This is a genomic window from Yersinia rochesterensis (assembly GCF_003600645.1).
GTDB lineage: Bacteria > Pseudomonadota > Gammaproteobacteria > Enterobacterales > Enterobacteriaceae > Yersinia > Yersinia rochesterensis.
The window spans coordinates 1,416,453-1,433,911 of record NZ_CP032482.1; the positions used below are offsets into that span (position 1 = coordinate 1,416,453).

The window sequence follows — 17,459 nt, forward strand, 5'->3', positions numbered from 1 at the left end:
CCGTTACGGAATAAAGCGATAACCCACCCCCGTTTCTGTTAATAAATGTTTAGGGCGGGTAGGGTCGGTTTCTAATTTTTGACGCAAGTGGCCCATATAAATGCGCAGATAATGACTGTGTTCGACATAATTTGGCCCCCAAACTTGGTTGAGTAATTGGCGTTGGGTAATGACCTTACCCGCATTTGTCAATAATGCTGAAAGTAACCGAAATTCAATCGGGGTCAGGTGGAGGTCAACACCGGCACGGGTGACTTGGCGGTTAATCAAATCTACGCTGATATCTGAAAAGTTTATCAGCGGGCTTTCCTGGCTGCCCCCACTGTGACGGCGCAAAGCAACTCGCACTCGTGCCAGTAATTCACTGATACCAAAGGGTTTACTGAGATAATCATCAGCGCCAGCATCCAGCGCGGCCACTTTGTCTTCTTCATTGTTACGGGCCGATAACACAATAATCGGGATGGCGCTCCACTGACGTAAATCCTGAATATAGGTCAAACCGTCACCATCCGGCAGACCCAAATCTAAAATAATGAGGTCGGGTTTACGGGTTCCGGCCTCAATCAGGCCGCGTTGTAGGGTTTCACTTTCAAATACGCGCCAGCCTTCACCCTCCAGCGCAATTCGAACAAAGCGCCGGATCTCTTTTTCATCTTCAACAATTAGGATGTTAGTCGGGGATATCGTCACGTTTCCTCAGTATCAATATTTTCACTGTCAATTTCCGGGGCTTTCTCCAGTGGCAAGGTAAAGTGGAAGCTCGCGCCGCCATCTTGACTTTTTTCCACCCAGATACGCCCACCGTGTACATCAATAATGGCACGGCAAATGGCTAAACCCAAGCCCACCCCCGGAATAGCTGACTCTTTGTTACCACGGGAGAATTTATCAAAAATCAGTTGTTCCTGCCCAGTTGTGACTCCGGGGCCATTGTCCCAGACTTCGACATTCAGCCACTCGCCTTGCACCTTGGCTCTAATCCCCAATAATGCTGCGTAACCGGCGTATTTATGGGCGTTTTCAAGTAGGTTAATAAACACCCGCTCCAACAAGCTGCCATCACAGTTGATTAACACCATTTCATCCGGTAATTCGACCTTAATTTGATGATGGCTTAATGTGGTTTCCAGCATATGCAGGGCGCTGCCGACGATTTCTTCCAGTGACTGCCACTCTTTGCGCAGGTTAAAACCGCCCGATTGAATGCGGGCCATATCCAGTAAATTGTTGACCAGCCGGGTGGTGCTCAGCACTTGTTGGCGGATTTGATTGGCCTGCGGCGCATGCCGTGAACCTTCGGCAGCCAGATCCAGTGTCAGGATTTCCGCCTGACCGAATAACACGGTTAGCGGCGTACGCAAATCATGGGAAAGTGCCGCCAGTAGGGAGTTGCGCAGTTGCTCGCGTTCCGCATCCAGTTTGGCCAATTCGGCGCTGCGAGCCAGATGCAACCTTTCCAGCGCGTTGGCAATCAAGCTGGTGAAAGTCTGTAGCAAGCGCTGCTGCTCCGGAACCATAAGCTGGCGCAGGTTGGCCGGTTCAATCGCCAGTACCCCGTAAGTTTGTTTTGATGCCGTCAGCGGCAGCAATTGGTAAGGTACACCCGGCAAGGTATCGGTACCCGCGCCAGCTGGCGCACCTTTGTCAAAGCTCCAGCGGGCAATGGCCTCATCGACGGAAAGCGCGCCTCCTTCATCGGTAGTAATTTGTTGTAAGCGCCCATCTTCTTGTGGCAGCAGCAGGTCAGTTTTGGCCTGAAAACTGCTGGAAAGAAAATGACGGCTGGTTTTGGCAATATCTGCTGGGGTGAGGGCGCGGCTTAATCCGCGTGACATTTCATACAGATGTCTGGCGCGTTGCTCGCGGTAGCGGGCAATTCTGGCTTGATAACGCACCCCGGCTGTTAGGTTCCCCACCACGATGCCAACAATTAGCATGACGCCAAAAGTCAGTAAATACTGCACATCAGTAACTGCCAGTGACCAGTGCGGTTGGACAAAAAATAGATCGAAACTAACGACATTGATAAATGCGGCCAAGACGGAAGGCCAGCGGCCATAAAACAGCGCAATAATCACTACGCCGAGCAAGTAAACCATCACCAGGTTGGCTTGGTCGAACCCCGGTATTAGCCATTGTGATAATACCGTGATCAGCGCACACAGGCCGATGGCCGCGACACAGCCGCGTAATTGCATCCGCCATTTTTCAGTGAAAGTTCGCGAGTCGGTCTCTTTCACGACATTGGCGGGGGTATCCCCCTCCAGTGCGATAATGACCAAGTCTAAATCCGGCCCGAGTTTGCCCAGCCGGTCGGCAAAGCTGCCACGCAGTTTCCAATGTTGTTCAGTGCGGCGGCCAATAATGATTTTGCCCAAATTATGTTCGCGGGCGTAACGTAATATCGCCCGCTCTTCACTGGGTTCCGATAAAGTTGCGGTTTCAGCCCCTAACTCTTGCGCCAGTTTTAGGGCGCGCAAAATGGCGCGACGTTTGGCTTCCGGCAGGCCGTGCAGCCGTGGGGTTTCAACATAAACTGCATGCCAAATGCAGCCTAATCGCGCCGCCAGCCGGGCTGCGGTCCGCACCAGTTTTTCATTGCCGCTGTTGTGGCCGATACACAATAAAATAGCATCGCGGGTATGCCAAACACGCTCGCGCCCCTGAGTGTCGCGAAAGGCGCGCATCTGGTCGTCAACCCGATCCGCTGTGCGGCGCAGAGCCAGCTCGCGCAGTGCAATCAAATTACCCTTGCGGAAAAAATGCTCAATAGCGCGTTCGGCCTGCCCTGGAATATAGACTTTCCCCTCATTGAGCCGTTGGCGGAGGTCATCAGGGGGAAGATCGACTAAGACCACTTCCGTGGCCTCGTCAAACATATGGTCGGGTACTGTTTCCCGCACCCGAATACCGGTGACGCCACCGACCACATCATTCAGACTTTCCAAATGCTGCACATTGACGGTGGTCAGTACATCAATGCCCGCATCCAGCAGCTCTTCAACATCCTGCCAGCGTTTGGGATGGCGGGAGCCATGGGCATTGCTGTGGGCCAGTTCATCCATGAGGATAAGGGCGGGGTGGCGGGCGAGGGCGGCATCCAAGTCAAATTCACGAACCTGCCGATTACGGTGATGAATCCGCTTTGGTGGCAGGATTGTCAGCCCTTCCAGCAAGGCGGCGGTTTCACTGCGCCCGTGAGTTTCGACAACGCCGACTAACACATCCAGTCCCTGCGCCCGCAGGCGCTGGGCTTCTTGTAGCATGGCATAGGTTTTGCCCACTCCGGCGCAAGCCCCAAAAAAGACTTTTAGTCGGCCACGCGATTTTTCATTCGCGGCCGCAAGCAGACTGTCGGGGTTTGGGCGGGTTGGTTCTGCATCCACCATGTTATGTCCTTAAGATTTTACCGGAGTAGCTGGGATTTTCACGTGACTTTGGGCATCCAGTGCCATGTTCAGGTTTAGCACGTTGACAACGGATTCACCGAAGAAATTTGGCGTTGCTTTCTGTACATTGCCATCAATCAATTGTTTGACCTCAGACAGCGGCATTTGACGAATGCTGGCAATGCGTGGAGCTTGATAATAGGCTGCTTCCAGTGAAATTTGCGGGTCGAGACCACTGGCGGAAGCGGTCACCAAATCAACTGGCACCGGCCCTGTTTGTGTTGGGTTTGCCTGGCGCAGTAATTTAACGCGCTCACTGATGGCTTTATCCAAATCCGGGTTGCTGGCAGCCAAGTTGCTGCCGCCGGATGACATTGGATTATAAGGCATATCGGCGGTTGCCGATGGGCGGCCGGCAAAATAACCCGGTTGAGTAAAGTTTTGGCCGATCAAGCGAGAGCCGACCACCTCATCACCCAGCATCACCAGTGAACCATTCGCTTGCTGTGGAAATATCAGTTTTGCCAGCCCAGTGGTCAACAGAGGATAAGCTATTCCGGTGATAAGTGTCAGTAATATCAGCAAAACCAATGCAGGGCGCAGGTAGGACATGCGGCTTGTGGATGACATATTCGTGGTCGATGACATCTTTTATTACCTCAATTTGGGTCTTAAAACCGGCCACCCAAGGTGGCAGTGGTCGTGACGAAATACATTATTGTCTTAGTTTACATTAAGCGGCCTTAGGCCAGATTTAACGCCGTCAGCACCAGGTCGATGAGTTTGATTCCGACAAACGGCACCAGTAACCCGCCCAGGCCATAAACCCACAGATTGCGGCGCAGTAAGGCGGCGGCGCTCATCGCCTTGTAACTGACTCCTTTTAGCGCCAGCGGGATCAGGAACACAATCACCAGCGCATTAAAGATAACCGCCGACAATATTGCCGAAGCCGGTGAATGTAATTGCATTATATTCAAAGCGTTAAGTTGCGGATAAGTGGCCGCGAACGCCGCCGGAATGATGGCGAAATATTTGGCGACGTCGTTGGCGATACTGAAAGTGGTCAGCGAGCCACGGGTCATCAGCATTTGTTTGCCGATATGCACCACTTCAATCAACTTGGTCGGATTAGAGTCCAAATCCACCATATTGCCCGCCTCTTTGGCGGCTTGAGTCCCGGAGTTCATCGCCACCGCCACATCTGCCTGTGCCAGTGCCGGGGCGTCGTTGGTGCCGTCGCCGGTCATGGCCACCAGTCGGCCCTCTGCTTGATATTGGCGAATCAAGGCCAGCTTAGCCTCCGGTGTGGCTTCGGCCAGAAAATCATCGACTCCAGCTTCAGCCGCAATAGCCGCCGCAGTCAGACGGTTGTCACCGGTGATCATCACGGTTTTAATGCCCATTTTGCGCAGCTCAGCAAAACGTTCTTTAATGCCGCCTTTGACGATATCTTTCAGCGCCACCACCCCCAGCACCCGAGGGCCATCAGCCACTACCAGAGGGGTGCCGCCGGTGCGCGCCACACTTTCCACCGCATCTTCTACCGCGCGTGGGAAGTGACCCTGATTGGATTCCACATGGCGGCGAATTGCATCGACCGCACCTTTGCGAATCATTCTGTCTTGTACATTCACGCCGCTCATGCGGGTTTGTGCTGAGAAGGGCACAAAGGTGGCATTCAAGCTGTGCAAGTCGCGTTCGCGCAGGTTAAAGCGCTGTTTAGCCAGCACCACAATACTGCGGCCTTCCGGGGTTTCGTCGGCCAGCGATGAGAGTTGCGCGGCATCCGCCAGTTGTTGCTCGGTCACTCCCGGTGCGGGTAAGAATTCTGATGCCTGGCGGTTACCCAGCGTGATGGTGCCGGTTTTATCCAACAGCAGCACATCGACATCACCGGCAGCTTCGACAGCGCGCCCGCTGGTGGCTATCACATTGGCCCCTAACATGCGGCTCATCCCGGCCACACCAATGGCGGATAACAACCCGCCGATGGTGGTGGGGATCAAGCAAACCAGCAGCGCCACCAACACGGTGATGGTGACCGGTGAACCGGCATGGTTGGCTTCAACACTGAAGACCGAAAATGGATATAAAGTCGCGGTCGCCAGTAAAAAGACGATGGTCAGTGCCACCAACAAAATGGTCAGCGCCACTTCATTGGGGGTTTTGCGTCGTTTGGCCCCTTCCACCATGGCTATCATGCGGTCGAGGAAAGTCTCGCCGGGGTTAACACTGCACTGAACCACCAGCCAGTCTGACAGCACCCGAGTCCCGCCGGTTACCGAGGAGAAGTCGCCGCCGGATTCACGGATAACCGGCGCAGATTCACCGGTAATGGCGCTTTCATCCACCGAGGCTCCGCCCTCCAGCACTTCACCGTCGCAGGGCACGGTGTCACCGGCTTCAATCAGCACCACATCACCTTTGCGCAGACTGTCAGCGGAGACTTTTTGTTGCGGCGCATCAAAGCGGGCTTCGGTCAGTTTTTTCGCCCAACTGGTTTTTTTCACTCCGCGCAGACTTTCCGCCTGCGCTTTGCTGCGCCCCTCGGCCAATGCTTCGGCAAAGTTGGCGAACAGCACGGTAAACCATAGCCACAGGGCAACACTGCCGGTAAACATGGCGCTGCCGGTGGTCTGGCCGCTTAAGATGGCCAGCCAAATCAGGGTGGTCAGCCCACTGCCCAGATACACCACGAACATCACCGGATTGCGCCACTGGACGCGCGGATCCAGTTTCTTCACGGCATCAAGCAGCGCAGTGCGAACCAGTGCTGGCTCAAAAATTGCGCGTTGTTTGCGGGTCATAGTTATTCTCTTCTTTGGGTAGTAAAATTAAAGTGTTAACGAAACTTGTAGATGTTCGGCGACCGGGCCTAAAGCCAGAGCTGGGATAAAGGTCAATGCGCCCACCAATAATACGGTGCCCACCAGCAAGCCGATAAACAGTGGCCCGGCAGTAGGGAGGGTGCCGTTGCCAGCCGGTTGCCGTTTCTTCGCCACCAATGAACTGGCAATCGCCAGCACCGGCAGAATCACCCCGAAGCGACCCAAGAACATCGCCGCAGCCAGTAGCAGGTTATAAAACGGTGTATTGACACTGAGGCCAGCAAAGGCGCTGCCGTTGTTATTGGCCGCTGAGGAAAGGGCGTAAAGCACTTCACTAAAACCATGCGCACCGGGGTTAAGAATCCCTGCGCGACCAGCATCAGTACAGAGCGCCAGTGCGGTGCCTAACAGCACGAGCGTTGGCGTGACCAAAATCGCCAGCGCGGTCATTTTCATATCAAATACGTCAATTTTCTTGCCGAGGTATTCAGGGGTACGGCCAATCATCAGCCCGGCAATAAACACGGTCAGCAGCACGAATAACAGCATGCCGTACAAACCAGAACCGACGCCGCCAAACACCACTTCACCAATTTGCATCAACCACATGGGCACCATGCCACCCAGCGCGGTAAAGGAGTCATGCATGGCGTTAACCGCACCGCAAGATGCCGCAGTGGTGACCACGGCATACATGCTGGTCGCCAGGATACCGAAGCGGGATTCCTTACCCTCCATATTGATATTGCTGTCGGCACCCAACAGCATCAAATGCGGGTTCCCGGCCAGCTCGGCGTACATCACTACCACCACCGCCACCACAAAAATCAGTGACATGGCCCAGAGCAGTGCATGGCCCTGACGGTTATCCCCGACCACTTGGCCGAAAGAAAAACACAATGAGCAGGGGATCAGGAAAATCGCCAGCATTTGCACAAAGTTGCTAAACGCCGTCGGGTTCTCAAACGGATGTGCGGAGTTAGCACCAAAGAAACCGCCGCCATTGGTACCCAGCATTTTGATGGCTTCTTGCGAGGCCACCGGCCCCATCGGCAAGGTCTGTTTTACCCCCTCGAGGGTGGTGATATGCAGGTAACCGTCCAAATTCTGTAAGACGCCTTGACTGACAAGAACCAGCGCAATGAGCAGTGAAATTGGCAATAAGACATATAAAGTGATGCGAACCAAATCGACCCAAGCATTGCCCAGTGTGCTGGCTGAATGGCGGGCAAATGCGCGGATCAGCGCAAAAGCCACCGCAATACCGGTAGCCGCTGACAGGAAGTTTTGTACTGTCAGACCGGCCATTTGGCTCAGATAACTGAGTGTATTCTCCCCGCTATAGGCTTGCCAGTTGGTGTTAGTGACAAAACTCACCGCAGTATTCAGCGCCAAATGCCATGATAGCCCCGGCATATTTTCCGGATTCAGTGGTAACGAGCCTTGCATCATTAATAGTGCGAACAGCAGCACCACGCCCAGCAGGTTAAAACTGAGAATGGCCAGCGCATATTGCCAGCCGTTCATTTCCTGGTTTTTTACCCCACTACAGCACCATAAACCGGCCTCGATTTTTTGTAATGGCGCGAAAGGTTCACCCTCAATAAGACGCGCCAAGAAACTTCCCAATGGACGGGACAGCACCAACAACACCAACATAAAGCTGGCAATAAGCAGAAATCCTGATGCCGCCATTTAAAAGTCCTCCGCATTAAATAAGGCATAAACCAGATAGCCCAGTAGCAGCAGAACCAGCAGCGCACCACAAATGATGCTGACACTCACGATATACCTCCACAGGTCTTATTTTTTGATAACCCAGTTTTTTGATGATCAAGTTTTGATAACCAAGTTTTGATAACAGCAGCTTAGGAAGTTGTAAGAAAAGTTCTTGATAAAAAAGCGGTGAGAGGTGTAAAAAAAGTATAAAAACGGTCAATAAATAACCAATGAGTGAGTGTAAATCACTCATTGCCGATGTAATCTAGTCAATCGAGTTATCTGGATCGATATTTTTTTGGTGAATGTGTTCGGCTTTCTAATTCACAGGGTTATTAGCCTACGTGAAACAAATTATAAAATTAACTTACCTGTAACAAAATTACAGAATTGGTGGTTTTTTTGTGCTTTTTACATGATTCAGTGGTCGGATGAGTGGTAAGCTTTCAATCAATGCGGTAAAATTTTGTCCAGTTACCAATTTTGTTTATTTTACTTTCAACGCCACGCGGTAATCGGCCCTCTGCGAATTAGGGCTAGCGGTTACATAAAGGCGTTTTAAAGGAGGGTTATTATGTCCATGTACAACGCATACCCATTGCATCAGGTTATCTTGCGTCGTATCGCAGTGATTCTGATGGGGTTATTGGCGCTGCCAGTGATGCTTTTCCGCAAAGACCGCGCCCGCTTCTATAGCTATCTGCACCGTGTCTGGCTCAAAACCAGTGATAAACCCGTCTGGCTGGCACAGTCTGAAATGGCGCCGCAAGATTTTTATTGATTGCTAAACTATCAGGTTTGCAACGGTAAATTGCAGTAAAGTAAAAGGCCCGTGGGTGAATGCTCATGGGCTTTTTTATTGGGTGATGGAGAATAAAATGCCGCAAAACAGTCAGATGTCGCAAACACCGAGTATTGTATATTGCCATGCGCGCGATGAACTCGATGCCCTCTGTGAGGCGGGTATTACCCGTGGCAAATTAATGGAGTTTCATAGCCGATATAAATTAGTGTTATTAGCGCATTCACAACCGGAATACCGTGAAATTGGACCTTTTATTGCGGCAATGGATAAATGGCCATCATTGATTGAGTTTACTGCTGAGTATCGCCAGCGTTTACTGCATTTACTGTCCCATTCTCCGACGGTGGCTAACCACACTAATGTGCTGATGCATGTGCAGGGCTATTTTCGGCCTTATCTCACCTCAGCGCAGCGTCAGGCTTTGGCACAGCTTATTGATCAATATCGTTTAGGTAAATTGCCTCTCAGCACGCCGATTGCGCAGATAGCGACCTATCAGGTTGAATTTCCAAATGATTATCTGGCTGGGCAGCACTATTTTACGTTTTATTCAGCGCAAGGCTAAAGCATGGCTATACATCTTATTTGGTTCCGTAATGATTTACGTCTAACTGATAATCTGGCGCTACACGCGGCATGTCAGGATCCACAAGCCATTGTAATGGCAGTATTTATCGCCACGCCAGCCCAATGGGTGGCGCATGACATGGCACCGCGACAGGCGGCATTTTTGCTGCAAAATCTGCAATTATTGCAGGATGCGCTCGGCGCACGGGGAATCCCGCTGCACTATCATCAGTGTGATGATTTTAAGGCCTCGATAATCTGGCTGAATGATTTTTGTCAGCAACAGCATGTAGATGCGCTGTTTTATAACCAACAGTATGAGTTGAATGAACGTGTGCGCGATGAGGCATTGACGACATTACTGAGTCAACGCGCTATCGCCTGTCACGGCTTTCATGACAGTGTGCTATTGCCGCCGGGCACTGTCCTGACGGGCAATAATGAAATGTATAAAGTTTTCACTCCGTTTCGCCGTGCATTTATCCAGCGGTTAATGATGAGTGATTGCCGCAGTGTTCCGGCACCGAAAGCCCGTGCCACCGCAGTTGTGCCCCCCGCGCAACCCTTGGCTCCTTTCGATTACCCACAACAGCCAGTTGATAATCAGCTATTCCCTGCGGGGGAAGAGGCCGCGCTACAGCGTTTGCGCCGTTTTTGTCGCGAGGATGCGCCGGACTATCAGCAGCAACGTGATTTCCCCGCAGTTGCGGGCACCAGTTGCCTGTCACCTTATCTGGCGCTGGGAATACTTTCGCCTCGTCAATGTGTTAATCGCCTACGCGCTGAATGTCCGGAGGTGCTGGAGAATGCCGATGGTGGAGCCTTTATCTGGCTTAATGAGTTGATATGGCGTGAATTTTATCGTCATTTACTGGTAGCCTATCCTCGGTTATGCCAGCACCATCCCTTTATTACCTGGACTGATGCAGTAATATGGAACCACTCAGAACAGCAATTAATCGCCTGGCAGCAGGGGCGAACAGGGTATCCTATTGTTGATGCAGCAATGCGGCAGCTCAATGCCACAGGTTGGATGCATAACCGCTTGCGGATGATCAGTGCCAGTTTTCTGGTCAAAGACTTGTTGATCGACTGGCGGCACGGCGAACGCTATTTTATGTCGCAATTATTGGACGGTGATTTGGCCGCTAATAATGGCGGTTGGCAGTGGGCAGCATCAACCGGGACTGATGCCGCACCCTATTTTCGCATCTTTAATCCCACCACGCAGGGAGAGCGTTTTGATAAAGATGGCGCTTTTATTCGCCGCTGGTTACCTGAGTTGGCGGCAGTACCCGACAGCGATATCCATCAACCATGGCGTTGGGCCGAGCGACAGCAGCAACCATTGGATTACCCACCACCGCTGGTGGACCATAAGCAGGCCAGATTGGCTACACTCGCGGCATTTGAAGCCGCTAAGCGGGATGGCAGCAAGGATCCCTAATCACCTGGAGCCTTCATGTTTTTGACTTATATTTCGACTCAATCGGCAGCAACTGTCAGTCAAGTCAGCAGTAATAAGCGCCGTAACCGGCTGCTTAACGCCGGATTGGTTTTCTCTTTTAGCCTCTATAGCACCTTGGCGGCGGCAGGGTTTGAAGTGGTGGCTCTGGGGGTAGATGGCGGTGTCAGTGATGGCAATCTGACTTCCTATCTGATTCGTGATGATAGCCAGCCAGTGTATTTGGCGTTGGATGCCGGTTCGGTGTTGCCGGGGATAGCCAAGGCGCTAGATAAAGGTCATTTTTCTGATGTGACAGCCGAACAGGCCGCTCCGCTCACTCGGCAGGGTTATGTTTTTCGCCAAAGCATCAACAGCTATTTTATTAGCCATGCCCATCTTGACCATGTATCTGGCCTGATTATTGGTTCACCGGAAGACAGTAAAAAAACTATTTATGCATCAGCCGATACTATTGATGTATTGCGGAACTACTATTTTAACTGGCGTGTCTGGCCCAATTTTACCGACAGTGGCAGTGGCACACGTTTGGGGACCTACCGCATGCAACTGGTGCGCCCGAATCAGCCTTTAAGCTTAGGGCTAACCCGTTTAACCGGCGAAATGTATCCGCTCAGTCATGATAAATCGCTATCTTCTATGTTGCTGATTAGCAGCAATATTATCGCCAGCAATAAGGCGGCTTTTGCCTATTTTGGCGATACCGGCCCGGATGAGATAGAAAAGTCAAAAAATCTGGATACAGTGTGGCGCAAGTTGGCTGAAAAGGTCCAAAAGCAGCAGTTGAAAGGGATGATTATTGAAGTTTCATATCCTAATGAAGTGGATGATGGCAAATTGTATGGCCACATGACCCCCAAGTGGTTACTGAAAGAATTGAAGAATCTTGAGAAGTACAGCGGCGAAGGGCAGCCATTAAAAGGCTTGCCGGTGGTTATTAGCCATATCAAACCCTCATTCAAACAGGGCCAGGATGTGCGCAAAGTGATTGCGGCCGAGCTTACGCAAGGTAATGATATGGGGGTTAATTTTATCATTATGGATCAAGGTGATAGCCGGAAATTTTAAATATTCCCTTCGTACTTGAAGCCGCAGGGGTGTTAGCTACGTTCACAAACCCGAATCACTTACTTGAGTAAGCTCATCGGGATTAATGAGCCTCATCCTTGAGGCTCACCCTACGGGCTAGCATAAATGCTGTTCAAATCGGTTCCCGACCGATTTGTCTCTCGCTTGCTGCCTACCTGCACCTACAATTACTTTGGGTATATATATCTTAATAGAATTGATTTAATAGCATCTATTTATGGGGCTAATGAAATGCGTAATACCGAACTCGAAACTCTACTCAATAATCAGCTTAATATCTCAGCTTTTCAAGACTATGCACCCAACGGTTTGCAGGTTGAAGGAAAGGCGGAGGTAAAGCGTATTGTTACTGGTGTCACGGCCAGTCAGGCGCTGCTGGATGCGGCGGTGGCGCAGCAGGCGGATGCCATTTTGGTGCATCACGGTTATTTCTGGAAAAATGAACCGGCAGTAGTGCGGGGAATGAAACGTAACCGACTGAAAACCTTATTAATCAACGACATCAATCTGTATGGCTACCATTTGCCGCTGGATGCACACCCGGAATTAGGCAATAACGCGCAACTGGCGAAATTACTGGGAATTCGGGTGGAGGGAGAAATTGAATCTCTGCTGCCGTATGGTGAATTTGATGCGCCACTAAATGCTGTGATTTTACGTGAGCGATTGGAAAAATTATTGGGGCGTCCGGTGTTACATTGTGGTGAACACGCGCCGACGGATGTGCGCCGTATCGCCTGGTGTAGCGGGGGCGGGCAAGGATATATTCAGCAAGCCGCTGAGTTTGGTGTCGATGCATTTATAACTGGCGAGGTTTCTGAGCAAACTATTCATATCGCCCGTGAGATGGGAGTGAATTTTTATGCGGCTGGGCACCACGCAACTGAGCGCTATGGCATTAAAGCGCTAGGTGAATGGCTCGTAACCCACTATCAACTTGATGTTATCTTTATTGATATTCCTAACCCCGCATGACCTAATACGGTAACTTATGCACCGGCGATAAGCCTCGGTGCATAAGTTACCGTTGATATCCCCTCCATCATGCAGCATTAAACCACATAAAATAAATGGTTTATCGGCTATTCAGCTATTTGAAATACTCCTCTGGCTGCATTTGAATGATAAAACGGCAATTTTTAAGAATATCTCGGTGCTTCCCTCTGATTCTAAATAAGAAAAAATAATACAGTTCCCGCTATTTTTGTTAAAAAACCTTAAAAATAAGCTTTTACAGTGATGAATATCGGTCTTTTCACCCGGTTTAGTCATTGTTAGTAGTTATGGGTTAGTTCTGTTCTATTGACAGTGGCTAGGTGCTAACGCATAAATATGTTCTTATAACTGCTATATATCTAATAAAAACGAAAGCGATAGGGGACGGGAGTGCAACGAGCTCGATGCTATTTACTGGGAGAAAGTGCGGTGGTTCTGGAGCTAGAGCCGCCAGTCACATTAATAAGCCAGCAACGGATTTGGGGGCTAGCTGATCGCCTGATTCATCATCCCGATGTTCTGGAAGCTATCCCCGGAATGAATAACCTGACTTTATTGCTGACAGATCCACAGCATACCGCGCTGGATGCCATTGAACGGCTGCAACGCTGGTGGGAAGAGAGTGAGTCATTAGTCCCTGAATCGCGCGATGTCACTATCCCGGTTATTTATGGCGGTGAAGCAGGGCCAGATCTGGCTGAAGTGGCGCGTCATACCGGCATGACGGAGCGTCAGGTGGTTGAGTGCCATGCGGGGGTGAGTTATATCGTCTATTTTCTCGGGTTCCAACCGGGCTTTTCATATCTGGGGGGAATGCCGGAACAACTGGCAACACCACGGCGCGCTGAGCCACGGCTGGTGGTTCCTACGGGTTCTGTTGGGATTGGCGGGAGCCAAACCGGTATTTATCCGCTGGCCACTCCGGGTGGCTGGCAGCTTATTGGCCGCACATCATTGGCGCTCTTTAATCCGCTAGAAATGCCGCCAACCTTATTGCGGCCTGGTGACAATGTGCGCTTCCTGCCCTTAAAGGAGGGCGTATGCTGAAAATAATTCGTGCAGGTATTTATACCACAGTGCAAGACAGTGGCCGCGGCGGTTTTCGCCGTTTAGGTATCAGTCAGGGCGGCGCGCTCGACTTACCGGCGCTGAGTATGGCGAATATGCTAGTAGGGAATGATGCTGGCGCTGCCGGGTTGGAAATTACATTGGGCCAATTTATGGCTGAATTTACCCAACCGGGCTGGATTGCGGTCACTGGCGCGGGCTGTGAGGCGATGTTGGGTGACCAACTGCTGTGGACGGGCTGGCGTTATCCGGTCAAGCCAGGCCAACAGTTAAAACTCAGTGTGCCGCACCGTGGTATGCGTAGTTATCTGGCGATTTCCGGCGGTATTGATGCGCCGGAATGCTTGGGGTCGCGCAGTACAGATTTAAAAGCGGGCTTTGGTGGTCATCAGGGACGGTTGATTAAAGAGGGCGACAACTTGCCATTGGGCCAGCCGACTCGTTTACCGCGTGAATCTGTTGGTATAAAACAAATGTTATTTGGTAACCGGGTGCGCGCGGTACCGGGGCCGGAATATCATGAGTTTGACGATGTTGCGCAGGGCGCTTTCTGGCGCGAGGCTTGGCAACTCAGCCCGCAAAGTAACCGGATGGGATATCGCCTGACAGGGCGTGAGTTAACTCGCACCACTTCACGCGAGATGTTATCGCACGGTTTATTGCCCGGTGTGGTGCAAGTGCCGCATAACGGCCAGCCCATTGTGTTGATGGCGGATGCACAAACGACTGGCGGTTATCCGCGTATTGCCTGCGTGATTGAAGCAGATCTCTACCATTTGGCGCAACTTAGGCTCGGAGAGTCAGTGCATTTTGTTCAGTGCAGCGTCGAAGAGGCACTGCGTGCCAAGTCAGAACAACGCCATTATCTACAGCAGATTGAATGGGGCTTACAGCAAGGTTTTGAGACTGTGGAGGCTAAATGCACGGAGGCCAAATGAAGGTTGATTTAAATGCAGATTTAGGTGAGGGCTGTGCCAATGATCAGGCACTGTTACAATTAGTCAGTTCCGCCAATATCGCCTGTGGTTTTCATGCGGGTGACGCGCAGACCATGCGCCAATCAGTGCGCTGGGCTATGGAGTATGGGGTGGCTATTGGCGCACACCCGAGCTTCCCGGATCGTGAGAACTTTGGTCGCACCGCCATGCAGTTACCGCCCGAGACAGTTTTCGCGCAAGTGGTTTACCAACTGGGTGCGCTGGCCGCCATCGTGAAAGCCGAAGGGGGGATTATGCAGCATGTGAAACCGCACGGCATGTTGTACAACCAGGCGGCATTGGATTCGCAACTGGCAGATGCGATTGCTCAGGCGGTTAAGGCTGTCGACCCGTCGTTGCGCTTGGTGGGATTAGCGGGGAGCGAACTCATCCGCGCCGGTGAGCGAGTGGGCTTAGTGACTCGACAAGAAGTATTTGCTGACCGCCGCTATCAAGGCGATGGCACCTTGGTGCCGCGCAATCAACCTGATGCGCTGATCGAAAGTGACGATTTGGCTTTGTCACAAACCTTAGACATGGTGCAACGTCATCAAGTGCAGGCGCGTGATGGCAACTGGGTGCCGGTGCAGGCGGACACGGTTTGTGTACACGGTGATGGTGCCCATGCATTGCATTTTGCCCGCCGTTTACGTGACAGTTTTCAGCAGCAAAATATCATCATCACCGCGCAATAAGAGACATTAAAACTCTATTTTGATCATAAGCGCCAGTCCTGATCGCAATAGCATTACAGATATAAATCTATAACATTTTCAATATAATGACAGGAGCGTCATCTTGGGACAAACAGTCAACCTTTGGCCGCTGATAGGGATCGCGGCAATTATAATCGGATTTTTACTGCGCATTAACGCCGTCTTGGTGGTGATAAGCGCCGGGATCATCACGGGCGTGGCAGCATTGATGCCAATAGCCACCATTTTAGAAAAACTGGGTGAGGGGTTTCTCAACACCCGTAATCTGCCCCTGATTCTGTTACTGCCGTTGGCGGTTATTGGCTTGCTGGAGCGTCATGGCCTGAAAGAGCGGGCGCAGGCGTGGATTTCGCAAATTAAAAGTGCCACTTCTGGCCGCTTATTGATTGTGTATTTATTTGTCCGTGAAGCCACGGCAGCGCTGGGGTTAACCAGCCTCGGCGGTCATGCACAGATGGTGCGGCCGCTATTGGCTCCGATGGCGGAAGGGGCGGCGAAAACCCGTTATGGCGAGCTGCCGGAAAAAGTACGTTATCGTCTGCGCGCCATGTCGGCCGCGACAGATAACGTGGGGCTGTTCTTTGGTGAAGATATTTTTGTCGCCTTCGGTGCCATCATTTTTATGCATAACTTTATGCTGGAGTCCGGTGGTATCCAAACTGAGCCGCTGCATATCGCCCTGTGGGGGATCCCGACGGCGATTTGTGCTTTCTTGATTCATGCCTATCGCTTACAACGTTTAGATAAACATCTCGCCGCTGAATTAACCGCGTTGAATCAGTCTGCCCTGGCAACCAAGGGAGACAACAAATGATTTTCCAACAACAATATTTATATTGGCTAGCTGGCGCTGTATTGCTGATGGTCGCAGTGATGTCGTTTCGCGATAAAGCTAACCCGCGCCGTGTGACAACCGGGCTGTTTTGGGGGTTGTACGGGCTGATTTTCCTGGTCGGAGATTGGACTTACCGCTTGGCAAATACCTTGGCGGGCGAGGGGCCAGATGAGAAGCGAGTTCTCAATATCACTGTCGGTGTGGTGGTCATTATTATGGCGCTAATTGCCGGTTTCGGCGGGGTAAAACTGGGCAGTTATCATCAGCGCACCGAGCAAGAGCGCGAAGTGAGCGCCAAGCGCCTCGGTAACCGGCTGTTTCTTCCGGCACTGACCATCCCTGTGGTGACGGTTATCGGCGTGCTGCTGTTTAATAATATTCCGGCTTTGGATCTGTGGTTATTTGGTGCCGGTAACCACGCCACTTTGGTGACCTTATTCTCAATGACGGTCGGCTGTGTACTCGGCTTGCTGATTGCGGTGTTCCTAACCCGCGAAACGGCTGCTCAGCCAGTGCAAGAAGCGCGGCGTTTGCTGGATTCCATCGGTTGGGCATTTATTTTGCCGCAGATTCTGGCGACGCTCGGCCTGCTGTTTACTACTGCGGGTGTTGGGACGGCGATTGCCCATCTGACTCAGGAATATCTGGCGGTAGATCATCGCCTTATTGCCGTGGCAGTCTATGCTATTGGCATGGCGGTGTTAACCATGATCATGGGTAATGCCTTTGCGGCTTTCCCTATTGTCACTGCCGGTATTGGTATCCCCATTTTAGTGTTGCAGCACGGTGGTAACCCCGCAGTGATGGCCGCTATCGGGATGTTCTCAGGTTATTGCGGTACTCTAATGACCCCAATGGCGGCCAACTTTAACATTGTTCCTGCTGCATTATTGGAGCTGCCAGATAAAAATGCGGTGATCAAAGCTCAGATCCCAACAGGGGTCACTCTCTTGATTGTTAACGTATTTTTACTGTATTTCTTGATGTTCCTCTAGGAGA

The 17,459-nt window shown here is 51.5% G+C and carries 16 protein-coding genes; 10 read left to right on the top strand and 6 right to left on the bottom strand.

The genetic code is table 11. The features are described 5' to 3' along the window. Positions 1–3 precede the first annotated feature (3 nt). From kdpE to DXZ79_RS06665, 6 genes are all read right to left on the bottom strand, one after another. Positions 4–693 carry a two-component system response regulator KdpE gene (gene kdpE, locus DXZ79_RS06640; protein ID WP_038634709.1) on the bottom strand — a complete coding sequence of 230 codons (690 nt, stop codon included), beginning with the start codon at positions 691–693 and terminating at the stop codon, positions 4–6. After that, positions 690–3,392, bottom strand: coding sequence for a two-component system sensor histidine kinase KdpD (gene kdpD, locus DXZ79_RS06645; protein ID WP_038634707.1), 2,703 nt, complete (start codon positions 3,390–3,392; stop codon positions 690–692). Before kdpD ends, kdpE begins: the two co-directional genes overlap by 4 nt. Before the next feature lie 9 nt (positions 3,393–3,401). Next, a complete protein-coding gene (kdpC, locus tag DXZ79_RS06650; protein ID WP_038634705.1) occupies positions 3,402–4,040 on the bottom strand; it encodes a potassium-transporting ATPase subunit KdpC in 639 nt (212 codons plus the stop codon). Positions 4,041–4,135: 95 nt separating this feature from the next. Then, positions 4,136–6,202: a potassium-transporting ATPase subunit KdpB gene (gene kdpB, locus DXZ79_RS06655; RefSeq protein ID WP_120011168.1), complete on the bottom strand. Its 2,067-nt coding sequence runs from the start codon at positions 6,200–6,202 to the stop codon at positions 4,136–4,138. A gap of 27 nt (positions 6,203–6,229) precedes the next feature. After that, positions 6,230–7,918: a potassium-transporting ATPase subunit KdpA gene (gene kdpA, locus DXZ79_RS06660; RefSeq protein WP_120011169.1), complete on the bottom strand. Its 1,689-nt coding sequence runs from the start codon at positions 7,916–7,918 to the stop codon at positions 6,230–6,232. Next, positions 7,919–8,008 (bottom strand): K(+)-transporting ATPase subunit F, encoded by a 90-nt coding sequence (locus tag DXZ79_RS06665; RefSeq protein WP_032819844.1) that lies wholly within the window; start codon positions 8,006–8,008, stop codon positions 7,919–7,921. Between the two features lie 508 nt (positions 8,009–8,516). Here DXZ79_RS06665 and DXZ79_RS06670 point away from each other — a divergent pair. The 10 genes from DXZ79_RS06670 (at position 8,517) to DXZ79_RS06715 (ending at position 17,455) form a co-directional block, all read left to right on the top strand. Beyond that, a complete protein-coding gene (locus tag DXZ79_RS06670) occupies positions 8,517–8,723 on the top strand; it encodes a YbfA family protein (protein ID WP_038634697.1) in 207 nt (68 codons plus the stop codon). A gap of 97 nt (positions 8,724–8,820) precedes the next feature. Then, positions 8,821–9,312, top strand: coding sequence for a YbgA family protein (locus DXZ79_RS06675; protein WP_072089022.1), 492 nt, complete (start codon positions 8,821–8,823; stop codon positions 9,310–9,312). 3 nt (positions 9,313–9,315) lie between these two features. Then, entirely contained in the window at positions 9,316–10,761 is a 1,446-nt protein-coding gene (gene phrB / locus DXZ79_RS06680; protein ID WP_038634684.1) for a deoxyribodipyrimidine photo-lyase, read from the top strand. A gap of 15 nt (positions 10,762–10,776) precedes the next feature. After that, complete coding sequence (locus tag DXZ79_RS06685) at positions 10,777–11,847, top strand: MBL fold metallo-hydrolase (RefSeq protein ID WP_038634682.1); 1,071 nt, start codon at positions 10,777–10,779, stop codon at positions 11,845–11,847. A 252-nt stretch (positions 11,848–12,099) separates the two neighbouring features. Then, entirely contained in the window at positions 12,100–12,843 is a 744-nt protein-coding gene (locus tag DXZ79_RS06690) for a type 2 GTP cyclohydrolase I (RefSeq protein WP_038634679.1), read from the top strand. A gap of 411 nt (positions 12,844–13,254) precedes the next feature. Continuing rightward, positions 13,255–13,911, top strand: coding sequence for a 5-oxoprolinase subunit PxpB (gene pxpB, locus DXZ79_RS06695; RefSeq protein WP_050291438.1), 657 nt, complete (start codon positions 13,255–13,257; stop codon positions 13,909–13,911). Further along, positions 13,905–14,870, top strand: coding sequence for a 5-oxoprolinase subunit PxpC (gene pxpC, locus DXZ79_RS06700; RefSeq protein ID WP_120011170.1), 966 nt, complete (start codon positions 13,905–13,907; stop codon positions 14,868–14,870). The genes pxpB and pxpC overlap by 7 nt, the downstream gene beginning before the upstream one ends. Continuing rightward, the gene (gene pxpA, locus DXZ79_RS06705) at positions 14,867–15,604 is read left to right on the top strand and encodes a 5-oxoprolinase subunit PxpA (protein ID WP_120011171.1); all 738 of its coding nucleotides are present in this window, start codon (positions 14,867–14,869) and stop codon (positions 15,602–15,604) included. The genes pxpC and pxpA overlap by 4 nt, the downstream gene beginning before the upstream one ends. A gap of 103 nt (positions 15,605–15,707) precedes the next feature. After that, a complete protein-coding gene (locus tag DXZ79_RS06710; protein ID WP_120011172.1) occupies positions 15,708–16,439 on the top strand; it encodes a DUF969 domain-containing protein in 732 nt (243 codons plus the stop codon). Further along, entirely contained in the window at positions 16,436–17,455 is a 1,020-nt protein-coding gene (locus tag DXZ79_RS06715; RefSeq protein WP_038634671.1) for a DUF979 domain-containing protein, read from the top strand. The genes DXZ79_RS06710 and DXZ79_RS06715 overlap by 4 nt, the downstream gene beginning before the upstream one ends. The last annotated feature ends 4 nt before the right edge of the window (positions 17,456–17,459 follow it).